Origin of the sequence: Gulosibacter sp. 10 (genome assembly GCF_900163695.1) — a bacterium.
Classification (GTDB): domain Bacteria; phylum Actinomycetota; class Actinomycetes; order Actinomycetales; family Microbacteriaceae; genus Gulosibacter.
Map to the genome: position 1 here is coordinate 84,876 of NZ_FUIC01000012.1, position 18,030 is coordinate 102,905.

General features: G+C 71.2%; 19 protein-coding genes. 12 read left to right on the forward strand and 7 right to left on the reverse strand.

Annotated features, from left to right (window positions below; all coding sequences use genetic code 11):
* Nucleotides 1-34 precede the first annotated feature (34 nt).
* A complete protein-coding gene (locus FM112_RS04930) occupies nucleotides 35-1,138 on the forward strand; it encodes an S-(hydroxymethyl)mycothiol dehydrogenase (protein WP_087004370.1) in 1,104 nt (367 codons plus the stop codon).
* Nucleotides 1,139-1,750, forward strand: coding sequence for an MBL fold metallo-hydrolase (locus tag FM112_RS04935; RefSeq protein WP_087004373.1), 612 nt, complete (start codon nucleotides 1,139-1,141; stop codon nucleotides 1,748-1,750).
* Nucleotides 1,751-1,829: 79 nt separating this feature from the next.
* Here FM112_RS04935 and FM112_RS04940 read toward each other — a convergent pair whose 3' ends face one another.
* The 5 genes from FM112_RS04940 to FM112_RS04960 all read right to left on the reverse strand — a co-directional run bounded on the left by FM112_RS04940 (nucleotide 1,830) and on the right by FM112_RS04960 (nucleotide 7,164).
* Nucleotides 1,830-3,071: a toxic anion resistance protein gene (locus tag FM112_RS04940; protein ID WP_087004376.1), complete on the reverse strand. Its 1,242-nt coding sequence runs from the start codon at nucleotides 3,069-3,071 to the stop codon at nucleotides 1,830-1,832.
* A 35-nt stretch (nucleotides 3,072-3,106) separates the two neighbouring features.
* Nucleotides 3,107-3,802 carry a hypothetical protein gene (locus FM112_RS04945; RefSeq protein WP_087004379.1) on the reverse strand — a complete coding sequence of 232 codons (696 nt, stop codon included), beginning with the start codon at nucleotides 3,800-3,802 and terminating at the stop codon, nucleotides 3,107-3,109.
* A complete protein-coding gene (locus tag FM112_RS04950) occupies nucleotides 3,799-5,394 on the reverse strand; it encodes a VWA domain-containing protein (RefSeq protein WP_087004382.1) in 1,596 nt (531 codons plus the stop codon). Before FM112_RS04950 ends, FM112_RS04945 begins: the two co-directional genes overlap by 4 nt.
* Nucleotides 5,391-6,587, reverse strand: a complete 1,197-nt coding sequence (locus FM112_RS04955; RefSeq protein WP_087004385.1) for a hypothetical protein — start codon at nucleotides 6,585-6,587, stop codon at nucleotides 5,391-5,393. The genes FM112_RS04950 and FM112_RS04955 overlap by 4 nt, the downstream gene beginning before the upstream one ends.
* Before the next feature lie 97 nt (nucleotides 6,588-6,684).
* Nucleotides 6,685-7,164 (reverse strand): Lrp/AsnC family transcriptional regulator, encoded by a 480-nt coding sequence (locus FM112_RS04960; protein WP_087004388.1) that lies wholly within the window; start codon nucleotides 7,162-7,164, stop codon nucleotides 6,685-6,687.
* Nucleotides 7,165-7,307: 143 nt separating this feature from the next.
* Here FM112_RS04960 and FM112_RS04965 point away from each other — a divergent pair, with 143 nt between their 5' ends.
* The 3 genes from FM112_RS04965 (at nucleotide 7,308) to FM112_RS04975 (ending at nucleotide 10,208) form a co-directional block, all read left to right on the forward strand.
* Nucleotides 7,308-8,306, forward strand: coding sequence for an ABC transporter substrate-binding protein (locus FM112_RS04965; protein ID WP_087004391.1), 999 nt, complete (start codon nucleotides 7,308-7,310; stop codon nucleotides 8,304-8,306).
* A gap of 79 nt (nucleotides 8,307-8,385) precedes the next feature.
* Entirely contained in the window at nucleotides 8,386-9,417 is a 1,032-nt protein-coding gene (locus tag FM112_RS04970) for an ABC transporter permease (RefSeq protein ID WP_087004394.1), read from the forward strand.
* The gene (locus tag FM112_RS04975) at nucleotides 9,417-10,208 is read left to right on the forward strand and encodes an ABC transporter ATP-binding protein (RefSeq protein ID WP_087004397.1); all 792 of its coding nucleotides are present in this window, start codon (nucleotides 9,417-9,419) and stop codon (nucleotides 10,206-10,208) included. Before FM112_RS04970 ends, FM112_RS04975 begins: the two co-directional genes overlap by 1 nt.
* Before the next feature lie 69 nt (nucleotides 10,209-10,277).
* Here FM112_RS04975 and FM112_RS04980 read toward each other — a convergent pair whose 3' ends face one another.
* Nucleotides 10,278-10,571 (reverse strand): hypothetical protein, encoded by a 294-nt coding sequence (locus tag FM112_RS04980; RefSeq protein ID WP_140400572.1) that lies wholly within the window; start codon nucleotides 10,569-10,571, stop codon nucleotides 10,278-10,280.
* A gap of 140 nt (nucleotides 10,572-10,711) precedes the next feature.
* Here FM112_RS04980 and FM112_RS04985 point away from each other — a divergent pair, with 140 nt between their 5' ends.
* From FM112_RS04985 to FM112_RS05000, 4 genes are all read left to right on the forward strand, one after another.
* On the forward strand, nucleotides 10,712-11,518 hold the full coding sequence (locus FM112_RS04985; protein WP_087004402.1) for a carbon-nitrogen hydrolase family protein: 807 nt from the start codon (nucleotides 10,712-10,714) through the stop codon (nucleotides 11,516-11,518).
* A 95-nt stretch (nucleotides 11,519-11,613) separates the two neighbouring features.
* Complete coding sequence (locus tag FM112_RS04990; protein WP_254910383.1) at nucleotides 11,614-12,492, forward strand: ABC transporter ATP-binding protein; 879 nt, start codon at nucleotides 11,614-11,616, stop codon at nucleotides 12,490-12,492.
* Nucleotides 12,468-14,021, forward strand: a complete 1,554-nt coding sequence (locus tag FM112_RS04995) for a hypothetical protein (protein WP_087004407.1) — start codon at nucleotides 12,468-12,470, stop codon at nucleotides 14,019-14,021. The genes FM112_RS04990 and FM112_RS04995 overlap by 25 nt, the downstream gene beginning before the upstream one ends.
* Nucleotides 14,022-14,064: 43 nt before the next feature.
* Nucleotides 14,065-14,346: a DUF3039 domain-containing protein gene (locus FM112_RS05000; protein ID WP_087004410.1), complete on the forward strand. Its 282-nt coding sequence runs from the start codon at nucleotides 14,065-14,067 to the stop codon at nucleotides 14,344-14,346.
* Between the two features lie 19 nt (nucleotides 14,347-14,365).
* Here the strand turns inward: FM112_RS05000 and FM112_RS05005 are convergent, their stop codons facing one another.
* The gene (locus tag FM112_RS05005) at nucleotides 14,366-15,739 is read right to left on the reverse strand and encodes a nicotinate phosphoribosyltransferase (protein ID WP_254910384.1); all 1,374 of its coding nucleotides are present in this window, start codon (nucleotides 15,737-15,739) and stop codon (nucleotides 14,366-14,368) included.
* 43 nt (nucleotides 15,740-15,782) lie between these two features.
* On the opposite strand from FM112_RS05005, the gene murI reads away from it, so the two are divergent.
* Genes murI through rdgB form a run of 3 tightly spaced genes read left to right on the forward strand, consistent with a single transcriptional unit; the run spans nucleotide 15,783 to nucleotide 18,005 of the window.
* Nucleotides 15,783-16,655 carry a glutamate racemase gene (murI, locus tag FM112_RS05010; RefSeq protein WP_087004413.1) on the forward strand — a complete coding sequence of 291 codons (873 nt, stop codon included), beginning with the start codon at nucleotides 15,783-15,785 and terminating at the stop codon, nucleotides 16,653-16,655.
* Between the two features lie 10 nt (nucleotides 16,656-16,665).
* Complete coding sequence (gene rph / locus FM112_RS05015; protein ID WP_087004416.1) at nucleotides 16,666-17,397, forward strand: ribonuclease PH; 732 nt, start codon at nucleotides 16,666-16,668, stop codon at nucleotides 17,395-17,397.
* A complete protein-coding gene (gene rdgB / locus FM112_RS05020) occupies nucleotides 17,394-18,005 on the forward strand; it encodes an RdgB/HAM1 family non-canonical purine NTP pyrophosphatase (RefSeq protein WP_087004419.1) in 612 nt (203 codons plus the stop codon). Before rph ends, rdgB begins: the two co-directional genes overlap by 4 nt.
* The last annotated feature ends 25 nt before the right edge of the window (nucleotides 18,006-18,030 follow it).

The following is an 18,030-nucleotide window of genomic DNA, read 5'->3' on the forward strand; positions in this document are numbered from 1 at the left end:
TAATGGCCGGACAACTCGAAGCGAAGGAGCAGCGATGCAGCAGGTACAGGGCGTCATCTCTCGGGCCAAGGACGCGCCCGTGGAACTCGCGACCATCAACATCCCCGATCCCGCGGCAGGCGAGGCGGTCGTCCGCATCCAGGCCTGCGGCGTGTGCCACACGGACCTCCACTACGTGCAGGGCGGGATCGGCGACGACTACCCGTATCTGCTCGGCCACGAGGCCGCGGGCATCGTCGAGCAGGTCGGCGAGGGCGTCACCGAGGTCGAGGTGGGCGACTACGTCGTCCTCAACTGGCGGGCCGTGTGCGGCGAGTGCCGCGCGTGCCACCGGGGGGAGCCCTGGTACTGCTTCGCGACGAAGAACGCGACGCAGAAGATGACCCTCGAGGACGGCACCGAGCTCTCGCCGGCGCTCGGCATCGGCGCGTTCGTCGAGAAGACGCTCGTGGCGGCGGGCCAGTGCACCAAGGTCGACGAGGCCGCCGCCCCGGCAGCGGCGGGGCTCCTCGGCTGCGGCATCATGGCGGGGGTCGGCGCGGCCATCAACACGGGCGGCGTGCGGCGCGGCGAGTCGGTGGCGGTCATCGGCTGCGGCGGGGTCGGCACCGCCGCGATCGCCGGGGCGAACCTCGCGGGCGCCTCGAAGATCATCGCGGTGGACGTGGACGACCGCAAGCTCGCCCAGGCCCGGGAGTTCGGCGCCACCCACGTCGTCAACTCGCGCGAGACGGACCCGGTGGAGCGCATCCGCGAACTCACCGGCGGCTTCGGCGCCGACGTCGTGGTCGAGGCGGTCGGCCGCCCCGAGACGTACGAGCAGGCGTTCTACGCCCGCGATCTCGCGGGCCGGGTCGTCCTCGTCGGCGTACCCACGCCGGACATGGAGATCACGCTGCCGCTGCTCGAGGTCTTCGGCCGCGGCGGCGCGCTGAAGTCGAGCTGGTACGGCGACTGCCTGCCCGAGCGCGACTTCCCGATGCTCATCGACCTCTTCCTGCAGGGGCGCTTCCCGCTCGACCGGTTCGTCTCCGAGGAGATCGGCATCGGCGACATCGACGAGGCGTTCGCGAAGATGGGCCGCGGCGAGGTGCTCCGCTCCGTCGTCGTGCTCGAGCCGGCGGGGGAGGCGAAGTAGATGGCCGCCCGCATCGACCACGCCGTGACCAGCGGCACCTTCACGCTCGACGGCGAGACCTTCGACGTGGACAACAACGTCTGGGTGATCGGCGACGACGCGGAGTGCGTCGTCATCGACGCGCCCCACGACCCGCAGCGGATCCTCGACCTCGTCGGGGGCCGGCGGCTCGTCGCCATCCTCTGCACCCACGCCCACGACGACCACGTGCGATACGCGCCGGAGCTGTCCGAGGCCACCGGGGCGCCGATCCGCCTCAACCCCGAGGACCGGGTGCTGTGGGACCTCACGCATCCCGATCGTGCGCCCGACGCCGAGCTGCACGACGGGCAGGCCGTCGAGATCGCCGGCACGCGCCTCGAGGTGATCGCGACGCCCGGGCACGCCCCCGGCGCGGTCTGCTTCTACGCGCCCGAGCTCGGCGTGCTGTTCAGCGGCGACACCCTCTTCGAAGGGGGCCCGGGCGCCACCGGCCGCAGCTACAGCGATCGGCCGACGATCGAGCGATCGATCCGAGAGAAGCTCTTCCCGCTCGGCGACGAGGTGGTCGTGAAGACGGGCCACGGCCCCGACACGACGATCGGCGCGGAGCGCCGGGGCGACTGGGTCTAGCCCGCGGAGGCGGACCCCTCGGGAAGACGGGCGGGGCGGCATGCGTGCGCATGCCGCCCCGCTTCGCGCATCCGGGGCGCTACAGCGTCAGCTCGGGCGGCAGCTGCCCGGCCTTGAGCTGCGACTGCTCGTTCTCCTCGCGCGCCAGCTCGTTCTCGCGCGAGCGCTCGACGTACGGCGCGGCGCGCACGAGCTGCGTGTTGAGGTTGTCGATGGTCGTGGCGAAGTTCCGGTTCGCCTCGGTGCGGAACTGCTCGACCTGGTCGATGGCGCTGAACACGTTGTCGTAGGCGCGCTGGAGGGTCTCGAGCGAGACGCCGGCGGTCGAGGCCTGCTGCTGGATGCGCGCGGAGTTGTCGCGCAGCATCGCGGAGGTCTGCTCGATCATCGAGTTGGTGGTCGAGTTCACGGCGTCGATCTGGTCGAGGACGATGCGCTGGTTCTCGACCGCCTGGGCGACGACCACGGCGGTGCGCAGCGCCGTCATGGTCGTGGTCTTGGCGCGCTCGACGCCGTCGACGAGCTTGAGGTTGTTGTCCTGGATGAGGTCCATGGACAGGTACGACTGCACGCTCACGGCGAGCTGGGTCTGCACGTCCACGTGCCGCTGGCGGACCGCGAACAGCACGTCCTGGTCGAGCGCCTTCGCCGCCTCGGCGTCGCCCTGGCTCTGCAGCTGGTCCATCTTGCGGACGACCGAGGCGTCGAGCTCGCCGAGCAGCTCGCTGAGCTTGTTCAGCTCGAGCATGGAGTCCCACAGGTTCTTGCGCTCCACCGAGAGGGCGGCGTTGTCCTTGCGCAGCATGTCCTGGCCGCGCTCGAGGGCGTGCAGCACCGCGTTGAGCTGCTCCTGGTTCGACTCGTACTGTCGGAAGTACCGCTTGACCCCGCGCGAGCCCGGGAGCTTGCTCATGAACCGGCCGAACGCGCCCTGCTCGCCCGGCTGCAGGTCCTCGACGAGGTTGCGCAGGTCCACGAGCGACTTGGAGACCTCGACCGCCTGGCCGCCGTCGCCGTCCGACCTGGCCTGCTGCAGGCTCCGCTCGAAGAAGCGCCCCGAGGCCGAGGAGGTCTGCTCGATCTCGGCCCGGGCCACCTGCGAGATCGCGCGCACCTGCTCCGTGTACTCGGGGGTCTTCGGCTTCAGCGTCGCGAGGTGGCCGACCCACGTGTCCGCACGGTGGCGCAGATCGAGCGCCGTCTCCGGGTCCACCTCGGGGAGCATGCCGGGCGCCGACTTGGGCTCGACCTCGGTGACCGGGGGAGCGGCCTCGATCGGCTCGAGCTCCTCGGGCGACGGGGGCTGCAGCTTCTGATTCATGGGGTCTCTCATTCCGTCGTGGCGGTGGCTGGTGATCAGGTGGAGGGGTGCTCCGGATCGATCCGTTCGGTGAGATCGAGCACCGGGGTCGCGCCGGCCTGCTCGAACCGGAGCCGGAGGAACGCCTCGTGCTCCTGGATCGACTGCGTCGTACCCCGGACCACGTCCGTCTCGATACGATCCAGCACTTCCGAGAGGATAGCGACCTGTTCCTCGAGATCCCGTACATTCCGCTCCACCTGCTCCCGGGAACGGGCGCCGGCGAAGGCGCTGTGCATGCGGTCGTTGTCGATCGCGAGATTCACGACGGCGGGCAGATAGTCGGCGGCGATCTGATAGAGCATGCGCACGTCGCCGTCGAGCCGGGTCCGTCCGCCGAGCTCCGGCAGCCGCCCGAGGGTCCGCACCCGGTCGACGAGCCCGGCGAGGCGCTCATCGACGTCCGTGCCCGCCCACAGCGGGCGGCTCTGCGGGCGCCGCAGCGCCGCCGTCATCGCCGCGCACCGCTGCTGCACGGCGTCGAGGGAGCCCGCGACGGTCGTGGGCTCCGGGGCGGCGACCTCGAGCGGACGCGGCGCGGTCGGCAGCATGAGCAGGCCGCCGCCGGCCCCGACCGCGGCGCCGATGGCCAGGCCGAGCGGCCAGGCGATGCCGAGCAGGAGGATGCACGCGGCCGCGGCCCCTGCCGCGAGGACCGCCGCGACGGACGCCGGCAGCGCCCATCCGCTCACAGATAGCCCCGGATCTCGCGGAAGGCCGCGGCGAGCGACTCGGCGGTGGCGTCGAAGAGCCGCCCGCCCGTGAGCGCCGCGATATGCTCCATCTCGGCGCGATTCGCCTCGCCGAACTGCACGGCGAACACCGGGATGCCCGCGGCCTCGGGATGCTCGTCGAGGAACTCCGCGTACCAGTCCTCGAAGGCGGCGGCGTCCATGCCCTCGTTGCTCTCGCCGTCGGTGAACAGCACGATCGACGAGATCGTGCCGCTCCCGGCGCCGGCGGCCGAGATCGCGAACGCCTCGGCGAGCGTGTCGTAGATCGAGGTGCCTCCGCCCGCCTCGTAGCCGTCGATATGTCCGTCGATCTCCTCGAGCGCCGCCTGGAGGGCGGCCGGATCGGCGGGCAGGTCGTAGGTCTCCTCGGACTTGATCGCGTCGGCGAACTCGAGGAAGGTGATGCGCTCGCGCGGCTGCAGCCGCAGGAAGGCCCCGGTGCCCTCGGCGCCGATCCCGGAGAGCACCTCGAGCGCCTCGTCGAGCTGCGCCATCCGGTCTCCGCTCATCGACCCCGAGGTGTCGATCGCGAACACCATGCTGGAGGGCTTCTTCACGTTGGCGACCCAGGTCTCGAGGAGCGTCTGCACCGTGTCGAGCCGGTTGGGGAAGGGGAGCTCGAAGACGCCCGCGTCCATGCTCGGCGGCGTGGCGGTGGTCCGGCGGCCGGTCTCCTCGGCGATGCGCTCCTGGACGTCCTCCCGCATCAGGTACTCGACCGCCGCGTCGTAGCGCTCGGCGGTCTCCGCGTCGGCCCCGGCGAGGAGCGAGAACGGGTAGTCGCTCGTGATGACCCCGTCCGAGGGGATGATGATCGTGAGCGGCTCGCCGTCCACGCGGATTTCCTCGAGCACGGACTCGTAGTTGAAGATGCCGTGCACCGCCGTCGGATCCTGCATGAACCGATCCACGAGCCAGCCCGAGGAGCCCGAGGCCAGCTCCTGGCCCTCGGCGAAGGTCTGCAGCGGGCCGGCGGCGGCCGCGACGTCCTCGGCCTCGAGCACCGTGCCGGTGCCCGAGACCGCGGTGGCGAGCTGGACCAGGGTGGTGAACCCCGAGTTCGAGGAGACGGGGCTCGTCATCCCGTAGGAGAGCGCTCCGCGCTCGACGGCGTCGACGACCTCCTGCCAGGTCGGCGGCGCCTCCTCCGACCAGCCGAGCGCGTCGGCCGCCTCGGCCTTGAGCCCGAGGACGACGGGCGAGCGCATGATCGACTCGCTCGCCTGGACGAGGTCGGCGCCCTCCGGGAAGAGCGAGAGATAGCGGTTGGAGGGGAACCAGATCGCGTCCCAGCGCGGGTCCTCCTCGGCGAGCAGCGCCTCGGTGCCGTCGAGGGTGCCGATGTACTCGAACTCGAGCTGGACGCCGATCTCGGCGGCCATGTCGTCCAGCAGCGGCTCGAGGTCGCGCACCTCGGACCCCGCGAGCACGTGGAGGGTGCTCGCGGCGGCCGTCGCGGAGCATCCCGCGAGGGCGAGCGGCAGGGCGATCGCGGCGGCGAGGAGGGCGCCGGCGCGGCGCAGGGCCCGGCGGGGAGTGCGAGCGGTCACGGGGCGGTCTCCTCGTCCTCGTCCGGGCGGGCGGCGACATCCCCGTCGGGCGCCGGCGGCGGCGCGCCGGAGACGTCGTAGGCCGCGCCGATCTGCTGCAGCATGGAGTCCTGCATCTCGTAGCTCGGCTCGGCGGCGACGTGCACGAACTCCGAGGCGGCGGGGTAGTCGACGATCCCCTCGGCGTCGAGGAACTCCCCGAAGGCCGCGGCGTTCTGGCCCTGCGCCCGGAAGCCGTGCTCCGCCAGCAGCGTCGCGAGCTCGGGATCCGTCTCGAGCAGCCGCATGACCGCCTCGCCCTCCTCGGAGAAGGTCACGCCCGTGTGCACCGAGAAGATCGTGGGGGACGGATAGGCGAGGACCATGCCCTCCTGGATGCGCGAGCGCTCGTGCAGCTGCTCCTCGAGGAACTGGCCCTCGTAGACCATCACCATCGGCGCCGCGCCCATGCCCTGCGAGAGGTAGTCGTCGAAGGGGGCGCTCGAGCTCGCGCCGGAGTAGCCCTGCGCGACGAACAGCTCGGTGAGCAGCTCGAGATGCTCCGCGGCGGCGGCGCGGTCCGTCACCACGGCATCCCCGTTCAGCACGTAGGAGGCGAGGGCCAGGTACATGCCCGCCGAGTTCGAGGTCCGGATGTCGGTCGAGGTGATGAGCACGTTCCTGGGCGAGTCGTAGAGGCCGTCGGCGCCGTCGAGCTCGTTCCAGCGGGTGTCCGCGGCGACGAGCTCGAGGTACGCGGCCATGTCCACCTGCCAGCGGCCCTGTCCGTCCAGCTCGGCCGCCCCGTTGCGCTCGAGCAGCTGCACTACGGGCTCGAAGGTCGCGATCGCGAGCGGCGAGAAGAAGGGCTTGTGCGTGGACACGACGGCGTCGCCGTGGGCCGCCACGATGTGCTGAGCGGAGATCTCGGACGCCGGGAAGGCGAAGTCCTGCTCGGCGATCCCGTCGAGCTCGGCCATCCGCCACGATCCCGAGGTGCCGACGCGGATCTCGTAGCCGTGCTCGGCGAACACCGCCTGCACCTCCGGATCGGCGAAGAACTCCGCCTTCTCGGAGCCGACCACGCCCTCCACCGCGGTGAGCCCGCCGCCGGGCGCGCCGCGCCCCAGACCGGTCAGCTGCACGACCAGGACGGCGACGATGCCGACCACGAGCAGGCCGATGCCGATGAGATGCGGGGCGCGGAGCTTCACGTGCTGTTCCTCGTGGTTCTGGACGGGGGAACAGCCCACCACGCGTCCGTGAACGAGGTGGAAACGCCCGGTTACCGGTGGGCGCGCGCCGGCGCGGTCAGCCCTCCTCGGCGGCCTCCGCGGTGGCGGCGTCCATGAGCGGCAGGATGCGGTCGCGGGCGATGTCGCGGAGCACGATCGAGGTCGAGACCCGGGAGACCGAGTCGAGCCGGGCGATCTGGTCGATCACCCGCTGCAGATCGGAGTTCGAGCGCGCCACGACGCGGAGCAGCATGTCCCACGGCCCGGCCATGGTGGAGCAGTCGATGACCTCCGGGATGTCGAGCAGCTCGTCGTGGAGACCGGCGTACCCCACGCGTTGATCAATTTGTAACATCATCATCGCCTGCACGGGGAACCCCATCGGCTCGGCGGCGAGCTTCGGCAGAATATCAAGGAGGAGGCCGCGTTCGCGCATCCGATTCAGGCGGGCCTGGATCGTCGGGCGGGCGACGCCGAGCTCACGCGCCGCGGACAGCACGCTGGTGCCCGGCTTGCGGGTGAACAGGGCGATGATTCGGTAGTCGAGACGATCCATGGGATAAGTACTCCGTTGTACTTGAAATCGGGATGAGCGTTGTAAGAATGTACAACCCCCTAGGCAGTAACGCCAGCACCCTGCTAGTTTCACTCTTACTTCCCAATGCGAGGGAACCAATCATTGTTGACAAAGGAGTCCAAATGAAGCGCACCCCCAAGACTCTCGGCGGCATCGCCCTGCTCGCCTCGAGTGCGCTGGTACTGGCCGGATGCGCGAACGGCGGCGGCTCGCCCGACGCCTCCGGCGGCGAGGGCGAAAGCTACACGATCGGCATCTCGCAGCTCGTCCAGCATCCGGCGCTCGACGCGGCGACCGCCGGCTTCCAGCAGGCCTTCGAAGACGCGGGCCTCGACGTCGACTTCGACGTGCAGAACGCGAACGGCGAGCAGTCCACCGCGGTGACGATCGCCAACACCTTCGCGTCGGACGCGAACATCGACCTCGTGCTCTCGGTCGGCACGCCTGCGGCGCAGGCCGCGGCGCAGGCCATCGCGGACCGCCCGGTGCTGTTCACGGCCGTCACGGACCCGGTCGAGGCCGACCTCGTCGCCGACGCCGAGGCGCCCGGCGCGAACGTGACCGGCACGACCGACCTCAACCCGGTCGCCGAGCAGATCGAGCTCGCGCAGGAGATCGTCCCCGACGCGGAGTCGATCGGCATCGTCTACTCCTCGGGCGAGGTGAACTCCGCCGTCCAGGTGGAGCTGGCCAAGGAGAAGGCCTCCGAGCTCGGCATCGAGGTCAAGGAGGCGACGATCACCGCCGTCAACGAGATCCCGACGGCGCTGCAGTCGCTCGGCGACGTGGACGCCATCTACGTGCCGACCGACAACATGGTCGTCTCGGGCTTCGAGACGGTCGTGCAGCACTCGGAGCAGAACCAGATCCCGCTCTTCGCGGGCGACACGGCGACCGTCGAGCGCGGCGCGATCGGCACGCTGGGCCTCAACTACGAGAAGCTCGGGCACCAGACCGGCGAGATGGCCATCCGCATCCTCACCGAGGACGCCGACCCGGCGACGATGCCGGTCGAGCAGCAGACGGAGTTCGAGCTCTTCGTCTCGCCGACGGCGGCCGAAGCCCAGGGTGTCGAGTTGGCGCAGGAGGTCATCGACCGCGCCGACACCGTCATCGAGTAGCACCTCCGCCGAGCACCCGCGCCCGGCCGCCACGAGCGCGGGGGCGGGTGCTCGGCGATAGCGAAGGAAGGACGCAGCCATGATCGGCGCGCTCGAACTCGGCATCATCTATGCCGTCGTCGCACTCGGCGTGTATCTCACGTTCCGCGTGCTCAATTTCCCGGACCTCACGGTGGACGGCAGCTTCACCACGGGCGGGGCGGTGGGGGCCACCCTCATCTCGCTCGGCTACAACCCCGTGCTGGCGACCGCGATCGCCTTCGCGGCCGGGATGCTGGCCGGCTGCATCACGGGCCTGCTGCACACCAAGGGCCGCATCGACGGCCTGCTCGCGGGCATCCTCACGATGATCGCGCTGTGGTCGGTGAACCTCCGCATCATGGGGTTCTCGACCTACGACGGGCAGAACTGGGACACCGCCAGCCCCGGCGTCGCGAACGTCTCGCTGCTGCGCGCCGAGACGGTGTTCACGCCGCTGCGCGACTCCGAGTTCCTCAGCTTCGCCCAGAACAGCGCGGGAAACCCCATGCCGGTCATCGGCAGCTGGGCGGGCCCGGTGCTGCTGTTCGTCGGCGTGCTCGTGCTGAAGCTCATCATCGACTGGTTCCTCGCCACCGACCGCGGCATCGCGCTCCAGGCCACCGGCAACAACGAGCAGATGATCCGCTCGCTCGGGGCCAACACCGACAACCAGAAGATCCTCGGCCTCGCGCTCTCGAACGGGCTGGTCGCCGCGGGCGGCTCGCTCGTCGCCCAGTACCAGGGCTTCGCTGACATCTCGATGGGCGTCGGCCTCATCCTCATCGGCCTCGCGTCGGTGATCATCGGCCAGGCCTTCTTCGGCAAGAACCGGGTGTGGCTCGCGACCCTCGGCGTGATCGTCGGCGCGGTGCTGTACCGGCTGATCATCTTCGTCGCGCTCAACTACGGCGGCCTCAACCCGAACGACATGAAGCTCATCACCGCGATCATCGTCATCATCGCCCTGCTGCTGCCGCGCTTCGGCATCGGGAAGTGGCTCACGCAGGCGATCAGACCCGGGAGCAAGGGAGCCGAGCCGCCGCAGCCCGATGAGGAGCCCGTGCCGGCGACCGCAGGAGGGACGCGATAATGCTCGAACTCAAGAACGTCTCGAAGACCTTCTTCCCGGGCACGGTGAACGAGCGCCGCGCGCTCGTGGACCTCAGCCTCGACATGCGGGCGGGCGACTTCGTCACCGTGATCGGCTCGAACGGCGCGGGCAAGTCGACCCTCCTCAACGCGATCACCGGGCGGCTCAAGATCGACCGCGGCGAGATCGTCATCGACGGCGTGCCCGTACGGCGCATGCCCGACTACAAGCGGGCGCGGTTCTACGGGCGCGTGTTCCAGGACCCGATGGCGGGCACCGCCCCGGACCTCACCATCGAGCAGAACCTCGCGCTCGCGCTCCGGCGTGGCAAGCCCCGAGGGCTGCGGCTGGGACTCGACCAGAAGCGGCGGGCCTTCTTCAAGGAGCAGCTCGAGATGCTCGGCCTCGGGCTGGAGAACCGGCTCGGCGCCCGCGTCGGCCTGCTCTCGGGCGGCCAGCGGCAGGCGATGTCGCTGCTCATGGCCGCGTTCACGCAGCCCAGCATCCTGCTGCTCGACGAGCACACCGCCGCGCTCGACCCGCAGCGCGCCGCGCACGTGACCCAGCTCACCGAGAAGGTCGTGCGGGACTCGAACCTCACGACGCTCATGATCACGCACAACATGGCCCAGGCCATCGAGCTCGGCAACCGGCTCATCATGATGCACGAGGGCGAGATCATCTACGAGCTCGGGCCCGAGGAGAAGGCCAAGGTCACGGTCGAGGAGCTGCTCGACCGGTTCGCGAGCATCAAGGGGGCGGTGGTCTCCGACAAGTCCATGCTCGGCTGAGCGGCGGTCGGCCCAAGACGAACGCGGGGCGCCCCATCCATGGGGCGCCCCGCGTCGTCGGATGCGCGGCTAGCGCTCGTCGTCGTCCGGCTCCTCGTCGAAGTCCTCGTCCGAGTCGAGCTCGAGATCGTCGAGGTCCTCGAGCTCGTCGATCCACTCGTCGATGAGGTCCTCGGCGTCGTCCGCGTCGTCGGCGGCCTCGACATCCACCGTGCCGCCGCCCCAGATGCGGGCCGACAGGCCGATGCGCTCGACGTCGACGGCCGAGTCGTGCACGGCCTCCTCGTACTGCGTGGCGAGCTCCACCGCCTCGTCCTTGCTGTCGGCCTCGACCACGAGCCCGGTCACCACTTCGTATCGCATGAGAACGGCGTATTTCGGCATGGGTATTCCTCTCGATCACGATGCCCCGCGCATCACCCGACACTGACGCTAGCGCGCAAAATCAACGGCGACAAGCAGGCGGGCGTGCCATGCCCGGCCGAGCCGCGTATCCTGTCCGGATGTCCGAATTCATCGCCTGCGCCGTCAGCCAGTTCGCACCGACGCTGGACCGCGTCGAGAACCTCGAGACCCTGGGCGAGCACGCCGCGCTTGCGGTCTCGCGCGGCGCGACGATCCTCGTGGCGCCCGAGTACGCGGCAGCGTTCGACAAGGAGCCGGGGGAGTGGATGCGCGAGCACGCGGAGCCGCTCGACGGCCCCTTCGTGGCCGGCGTCTCGCAGCTGACCGCGGAGCTCGGCATCACGATCATCGCGAGCCTGCTCGAGCGCTCCGAGGAGCCGGACGGCAAGCCCTACAACACGGTGTTCGCGGTCGGCCCCGAGGGACGGCTGCTCGGCAGCTACCGCAAGGTGCACCTCTACGACGCGTTCGGCGCGGGCGAGAGCGAGTGGCTGCAGGCGGGGGATGCGGATGCCGCGCCGGTCGTGGTGGACGGCGGCCCCTTCCGCATCGGGCTGCAGACCTGCTACGACCTGCGCTTCCCGGAGGTGAGCCGCCGGCTGGTCGACGCCGGCGCGGACGTGCTCGCGGTGCCCGCCGAGTGGGTGCGGGGGCCGCTCAAGGAGCATCACTGGACCACGCTGCTGCAGGCGCGCGCGATCGAGAACACCGCGTACGTGGTCGCCGCCGATCACCCGGCGCCGATCGGGGTGGGCCGCTCGGCCATCGTCGATCCGCGGGGCATCGAGGTGTCGGCGCTCGGCAGCGAGGTCGGCGTGGCCGTGGCCTGGCTGGACGCCCAGACCATCGCGAACGTCCGGCGGCAGAACCCCGCCCTCGAGCTGCGCCGCTACGGTGTGGCGTAACGATCGCCGCCGTCCTCCGGCGGCGGCGACGGCATCGGGCTCTCCCGTCGCGCGTTCTTGCTACCGTTGGCGGAATGGACACCGAGGCGGAATCCGTGACTGACGCAGCATCCCCGAACGACGACGCACAGCCCGAGCCCGAGCACGAGCAGCCGGAGGCTCCGGACGAGCAGCCGGCGGCGCTCGACGGGCGGCAGGACGCGCCGCAGGAGGGCGACATCGCGCTGCGGATCTCCGGCCTGACCAAGCAGTTCGGCAGCCGCAAGGCGGTCGACGACGTCAGCTACACCGTCGCGCGCGGCTCCTTCGCCAGCATCGTCGGCCCCAACGGCGCCGGCAAGACCACGACGCTCTCGATGATCACCGGCCTGCTGCCGCCCACCCGCGGGCGCATCGAGGTGCTCGACATCGACGTGTGGAAGAACCGCAGCGCGGCGCAGAGCCGCATCGGCTCGCTGCCAGACCGGCTGCGGATGTTCGAGCAGCTCACCGGCGCCCAGTACCTCGCCTACGTCGGCGCCATCCGCGGGCTCGGCTCGGAGCAGGTGCGCGAGCGCGTCGAGAGCCTGCTCGACACCTTCGGACTGCGCGATCACTCGAACCGCCTCGTGGTCGACTACTCCTCGGGCCTGCGCAAGAAGGTCGGCCTCGCCGCCGCCCTCATCCACAACCCCGAGCTGCTCGTGCTCGACGAGCCGCTCGACGCGATCGACCCCGTCTCGGCGGGCACCATCATCGAGGTGCTCGAGCAGTTCACGAGCCGGGGCGGCACCGTGCTGCTGTCGAGCCACTCGATGGACTTCGTGCAGCGCGTGTGCGACCACGTGGCGGTGCTCGTCGACGGCCAGCTCATCGCCGACGGCACGGTCGACGAGGTCCGCGGCGAACTGACCCTGGAGGAGCGCTTCCGCCACATCGTGCGCGGCCCGGAAGAGACGGAGGGCTTGGATTGGCTCGACATCTCGTTCGGCTGAGCTGGCGGAGCGTCGCCCAGTCGTTCTCGCGCCGGGCGCAGGTCGCCTCGAGCGCGTGGGCGGGGCTCGCGGTGCTGCTGTTCGGTGCCGTGCTCGTCGCGGTCGCGCTCCGGTTCTCCGGCGAGGCCGCCGACACCACCGACCGGCTGCTGCGCGGCGCGCTCGTGCTCGTGCTCGCGGTGGGCTCGTTCGGAACGGGGGCGCTCACGCACGCGGCGGACCCGCTCGACGAGCGCGCCGTCGTCTTCGCGGGCCGAACCCCGGGGGCGGCCTCCTCCGGCACGCTGCTGGCGAGCCTGCTGACCCCCGCCTCCCTCGCGCTGCTGCTGCTCTCGGCGGCCACCGTGCTCACCTCGATGACCGAGGACGCGCCCTGGCTGCAGGCCGCGGCCGTGGTGCTCATCTGGCTCGTGTGGTGGCTGGCCGCCCGGCTCGGCGTGCGCGTCGGCCGCGGCGTGAGCGGGCGGCGCTGGGGGCACGAGTTCGCGATGCTCGCGAGCTACTGCCTGCTGCTGATCGCGCCCCCGCTCGTGTTCTGGCTGCTGTTCCTGCCCTGGCAGGACGCGCTGGACGCGGCCGGCGAGGCGGTTTCCGGGTCCATCCCGTGGGCGCCGCCCGCGAGCGTGCTGTTCGTCGACACGGCGTCGAGCCCGCTCGTGTCGATCCTGCCGGTGGTCGCGCTCGTGCTGCTGCTGGGCCTGCTCGAGTTCGCGCTCGGCGCCCGCGCCGCGCGCCGCGCGATGCGGGCCGTGAGCCCGGGCGGCGCGACGCGGCTGGGGCTGTTCCGCAGCGCCACCTCCTCGGGGCCGCGCGCGATCGCCCTGCGGATCTGGCTCGCGTGGCTGCGGGACGGCCGCTACGCCGTGGTGCTCACCACGGTGATCCTCATGCCGCTGGTGTTCGTCATCCCCATCGCGGTGGGCGGGCTCGGGCTCGAATGGCTCTCGCTCCTGCCCGTCCCGGTCTTCGCGTTCCTGCTGGGCTGGGCGCTGCACAACGACACCGCCTACGACTCGACGGCCCTGTGGATCCACGTCACGAGCGGCATGCGCGGCGTGGTCGACCGGTTCGGCCGCGCGATCCCGACCCTCCTCCTCGGCGTGATCGTCATCCTGCTCGGCGGCGTCGTCACGGGGTGGTTCACGAGCCGCGAGCTCGACGCGGTCGTCGTGATCGGCGTGGGCCTGGCACTGCTCGGCACCACGGCGGGCGGCTCGTCGATCATGTCGGCGTGGCGGCCCTACCCGGTCGCGCGCCCGGGGGAGTCGCCCTTCTCGCAGCCGCTGCGGAGCTGGGGCGCCGCGCTCGTCGCGCACCCCGTGGCCGGCCTCGTCGAGATCGCGCTGTGCGCGCCGGCCATCTGGCTCGGGCTGCTGGCGGTCCGGGACGGCGATTGGGCCCTCGCATGGGGCGTGCTGGGCGCCGGCATCGGTATCGGGGCGGTGCTCGCGGCCGCGGGGCTGTTCATCGGCGGCCGGGTCTTCACCCGCCGCGGGTGGAAACTCCTCGAATTCGCCCAGAGCTACTAGCCCGGCCGCGGCCCGCCGCCGGGGATCGCCGTAGAATGGGCCCATGGCTCCCTTCGACACGACGATGAACCCAGGCAACGATTCGCCCGCCGGCGGCACGGACGTGCTCGACCGCGAACTCGAGCAGCTGCTGGAGGACGAGCAGGTCGACGACGGCGATCACGACAAGTTCTCGCACTACGTGCGCAAGGAGAAGATCCTCGAGTCGGCGGTGACCGGCAAGCCGGTGCGGGCGCTGTGCGGCAAGAAGTGGCTGCCGAACTCCAACCCGGACCGCTTCCCGATCTGCCCGGACTGCAAGAAGATCTACGAGCGGATGAAGTAGGCCCGTTCGCCCGGGGCCTTCAGACCCGGGTGGTCGCGCCCCGCTCGTCGATGTAGTAGGTGCCGATCGCGGGCTCGCCGCGGCCCAGGCGCATCGCGGTGCGCGGCAGCTCGGCGACGGCCGAGGCGCGGTGCTCGCGCGCGAGCCGAACGCCCTCGGGGCCCGTCCACGTGCGGTCCACGGCGCCGTCGACGACGAAGTCGACGTACAGCGGCCGGTCGTCCTCGTCGCCCACGGGCAGGCCGCCCACCGAGATGAGCTCGCCCGTGGCGGTGCCGTGCGCACTGCGCCGGCGGACGGGGTACTTGAGGCCGCCCACCGAGGCCTTGCCGGGCGAGGCCTTGGCGACGGGAACCCAGTCGCCCCGGTCGTCCTTGCGCGCGACGAGCTTGTAGACCATGCCGGAGGCGACCGAGCCGGAGCCGGTGACCACGCTCGTGCCGACGCCGTAGGCGTCCACGGGGGAGGCGGCGAGAGCGGCGATCGCGTACTCGTCGAGGTCGTTCGTGACGGTGATCCGCGTGCGCCTCGCCCCCAGCTCGTCGAGCTGGGCCCGGACCTCGCGGACCAGCACGGGCAGGTCGCCCGAGTCGAGGCGCACGCCGCCGAGGTCGAGCCCGCCCGCCTCGACCGCGTTCCGCACGCCGCGCTGCACGTCGTAGGTGTCGACGAGCAGCGTCGTATCGGTGCCGAGGGCGGCGACCTGCGCGGCGAAGGCCTCGCGCTCGTCCTCGTGCAGCAGCGTCCACGCGTGGGCGGCGGTGCCCATCGTCGGCACGCCCCAGGTGCGTCCGGCCTCGAGGTTCGAGGTGGCCGAGAACCCGGCGATGTAGGCGGCGCGGGCGGCGGCCACGGCGCTCCGCTCGCCCGTGCGGCGCGAGCCCATCTCGGCGAGGGGCCGGCCCTCGGCGGCGGAGACCATCCGCGCCGCGGCGGAGGCGACGGCCGAGTCGTAGTTGAAGATGCTCAGCAGCATCGTCTCGAGGATCACGCCCTCGGCGAAGGAGGAGCGGACCTCGAGCAGCGGGGACTGCGGGAAGTAGACCTCGCCCTCGCGGTAGCCGCGGATGGTGCCGGAGAAGCGGTAGTCGGCGAGCCAGTCCGCGGTGTCCTCGGAGACCACGCGCTGCCCGACGAGGAACTCGAGCTCCGGCTCGGTGAACCGGAAGTGCTCGAGCAGCTCGAGGGCGCGCCCGATCCCGGCCGAGATCCCGTAGCGCCGGTCGTTCGGCAGCTTCCGCGCGAAGAGCTCGAACACGCATTCGCGGTGCGCGGTGCCGTCCTGCAGGGCCGCGTCGAGCATCGTCAGCTCGTAGTGGTCGGTGAGCAGCGCGGTGGACGGGGCGGTGGCCGGGCGCATCGAGGGCGCGGTCTCGGGGGCATCCTGCGTCATGCGCACAAGTGTAACGATGCGGACGGGGATAGGATCGGACATCGTGAGCAGCGCACCGATTGGCATCTTCGACTCCGGGGTCGGCGGTCTCACCGTCGCGCGCGAGGTGCGGGCGCAGCTGCCGCGCGAATCTATCTCCTACGTGGGCGACACCAAGCACACCCCGTACGGCTCCAAGTCGATCGCGCAGGTGCGGCGGTACTCCCTCGAGATCCTCGACGAGCTCGTCGAGGAGGGCGTCAAGATGCTCGTGATCGCGTGCAACACCGCCTCGGCGGCGATGCTCCGCGACGCGCGCGAGCGCTACGACGTCCCGGTCGTCGAGGTCATCGCCCCGGCGGTCCGGACGGCCGTCCGTTCCACGCACTCCGGCAGGGTCGGGGTGATCGGCACCGAGGCGACGATCGGCTCCCGCGCCTATCAGGACGCCTTCGCGGCCGCGATCGACCTCCAGATCACGGCGCGCGCGTGCCCCACGTTCGTCGACTTCGTCGAGCGCGGCGACACGACGAGCCCCGAGCTCGTGGCGCTCGCGGAGGCGTACCTCCGGCCGCTGCAGGAGGCCGAGGTCGACACGGTCGTGCTCGGCTGCACCCACTACCCGTTCCTCAAGGGCGTCATCGGCTACGTGATGGGGCCCGACGTCACGCTGGTCTCGAGCGACGTGGAGACGGCGAAGGACGTCTACCGCACGCTCGCCACGGAGGGGCTGCTCAACGACGGGGCCGTCCCCGCGGCGTACAGTTATCGGGGGACGGGCGCGAACACCGACGCCTTCATGACGCTGGCGAATCGCTTCCTCGGTTCGGACATCCGCCACGTCGAACAGCTGCGCACCGGCAGGATCCCGCAGATCCGCGGGGGCGCGCACGACACCACGCCGCTTCGCGAGAAGCCGCTCCACCCGAACAGTTAGGGGACTGCGAATGACGACCACCCGTGCAGACGGCCGCGAGCTCGACGAGCTGCGCCCGGTCTCGATCGAACGAGGCTGGAGCGAGCAGGCCGAGGGCTCGGCGCTCATCGCCTTCGGCCGCACGCGCGTGCTGTGCACGGCCTCGTTCACGCCGGGCGTGCCGCGCTGGCTCACCGGCAAGGGCACCGGCTGGGTCACGGCCGAGTACGCGATGCTCCCGCGCGCCACGAACGAGCGCTCGCAGCGCGAGTCGGTCAAGGGCAAGCTCGGCGGCAGGACCCACGAGATCTCGCGCCTGATCGGCCGCTCGCTGCGCGCGGCGATCGATACGAGGGCGCTGGGCGAGAACACGATCGTGCTCGACTGCGACGTGCTGCAGGCCGACGGGGGCACGCGCACCGCGGCGATCACCGGCGCCTTCGTGGCGCTGGCCGACGCGATCGAGTGGGCGCGTCGAGAGAAGCACATCCCGAAGAAGGCCGAGGTGCTCAAGCAGTCGGTCTCGGCGATCTCGGTGGGCATCGTCGGCGGCGTGCCGATGCTCGACCTGCCCTACGAGGAGGACGTGCGGGCCGACACCGACATGAACGTCGTGATGACGGGCACCGGGAAGTTCGTCGAGGTGCAGGGCACCGCGGAGAACGAGCCCTTCGACGGCGCGGAGCTCAACGAGCTGCTCGCGCTGGCGATCAAGGGCAACGCCGACCTCGCGCGCATCCAGTCGAAGGTGCTCTCGCAGTGAGCGGAGAGGCGGCCGACGGGCGCGTCGTCCTCGCGTCGAAGAACGAGCACAAGCTCGTCGAGCTGCGCCGCATCCTGGAGCCGGCGCTGCCCGGCATCCGGCTCGAGGGCTACGACGGCCCCGCTCCGGCCGAGACGGGGCTGAGCTTCGCCGAGAACGCGCTCATCAAGGCGCGGGCCGCGGCGCGGGCGACCGGTCTGCCCGCGATCGCCGACGACTCGGGCATCTCGGTGGAGGCGCTGGGCGGCATGCCCGGCATCTTCTCGGCGCGGTGGTCCGGCCCGGGGCGCAGCGACGCCGAGAACGTGGACCTGCTGCTGTGGCAGCTCGGCGATGTGCCCGACTACGCGCGCGCGGCGCGGTTCGTGGCGGCCGCGGCGCTCGTGGTGCCGGGGCGCTTCGAGGACGCGGTGACGGGGGAGTGGCACGGCACGATCCTGCGCGAGCGGCGGGGCGAGGGCGGTTTCGGCTACGACCCGATCTTCCTCCCGGACGGCTCGGACCGCTCGGCCGCCGAGCTCGCGCCGGCCGAGAAGGACGCGACGAGCCATCGCCGCCGCGCCTTCGACGCGCTCGTGCCGCGGCTGCGGACCGGGCTCCGCCTCTGACCCGGTCTCGCGTCGGGCGCGTCCG

Coding starts and splice junctions, on each gene's coding strand:
- FM112_RS04985 (WP_087004402.1), top strand. CDS start 10,712: ATGTCCGAATTCATCGCCTGCGCCGTCAGCCAGTTCGCACCGACGCTG.
- FM112_RS05000 (WP_087004410.1), top strand. CDS start 14,065: ATGGCTCCCTTCGACACGACGATGAACCCAGGCAACGATTCGCCCGCC.
- FM112_RS04970 (WP_087004394.1), top strand. CDS start 8,386: ATGATCGGCGCGCTCGAACTCGGCATCATCTATGCCGTCGTCGCACTC.
- FM112_RS04935 (WP_087004373.1), top strand. CDS start 1,139: ATGGCCGCCCGCATCGACCACGCCGTGACCAGCGGCACCTTCACGCTC.
- FM112_RS04965 (WP_087004391.1), top strand. CDS start 7,308: ATGAAGCGCACCCCCAAGACTCTCGGCGGCATCGCCCTGCTCGCCTCG.
- rph (WP_087004416.1), top strand. CDS start 16,666: ATGACGACCACCCGTGCAGACGGCCGCGAGCTCGACGAGCTGCGCCCG.
- FM112_RS04940 (WP_087004376.1), bottom strand. CDS start 3,071: ATGAATCAGAAGCTGCAGCCCCCGTCGCCCGAGGAGCTCGAGCCGATC.
- FM112_RS04975 (WP_087004397.1), top strand. CDS start 9,417: ATGCTCGAACTCAAGAACGTCTCGAAGACCTTCTTCCCGGGCACGGTG.
- FM112_RS04980 (WP_140400572.1), bottom strand. CDS start 10,571: ATGCGATACGAAGTGGTGACCGGGCTCGTGGTCGAGGCCGACAGCAAG.
- FM112_RS04960 (WP_087004388.1), bottom strand. CDS start 7,164: ATGGATCGTCTCGACTACCGAATCATCGCCCTGTTCACCCGCAAGCCG.
- FM112_RS04930 (WP_087004370.1), top strand. CDS start 35: ATGCAGCAGGTACAGGGCGTCATCTCTCGGGCCAAGGACGCGCCCGTG.
- FM112_RS05005 (WP_254910384.1), bottom strand. CDS start 15,739: ATGACGCAGGATGCCCCCGAGACCGCGCCCTCGATGCGCCCGGCCACC.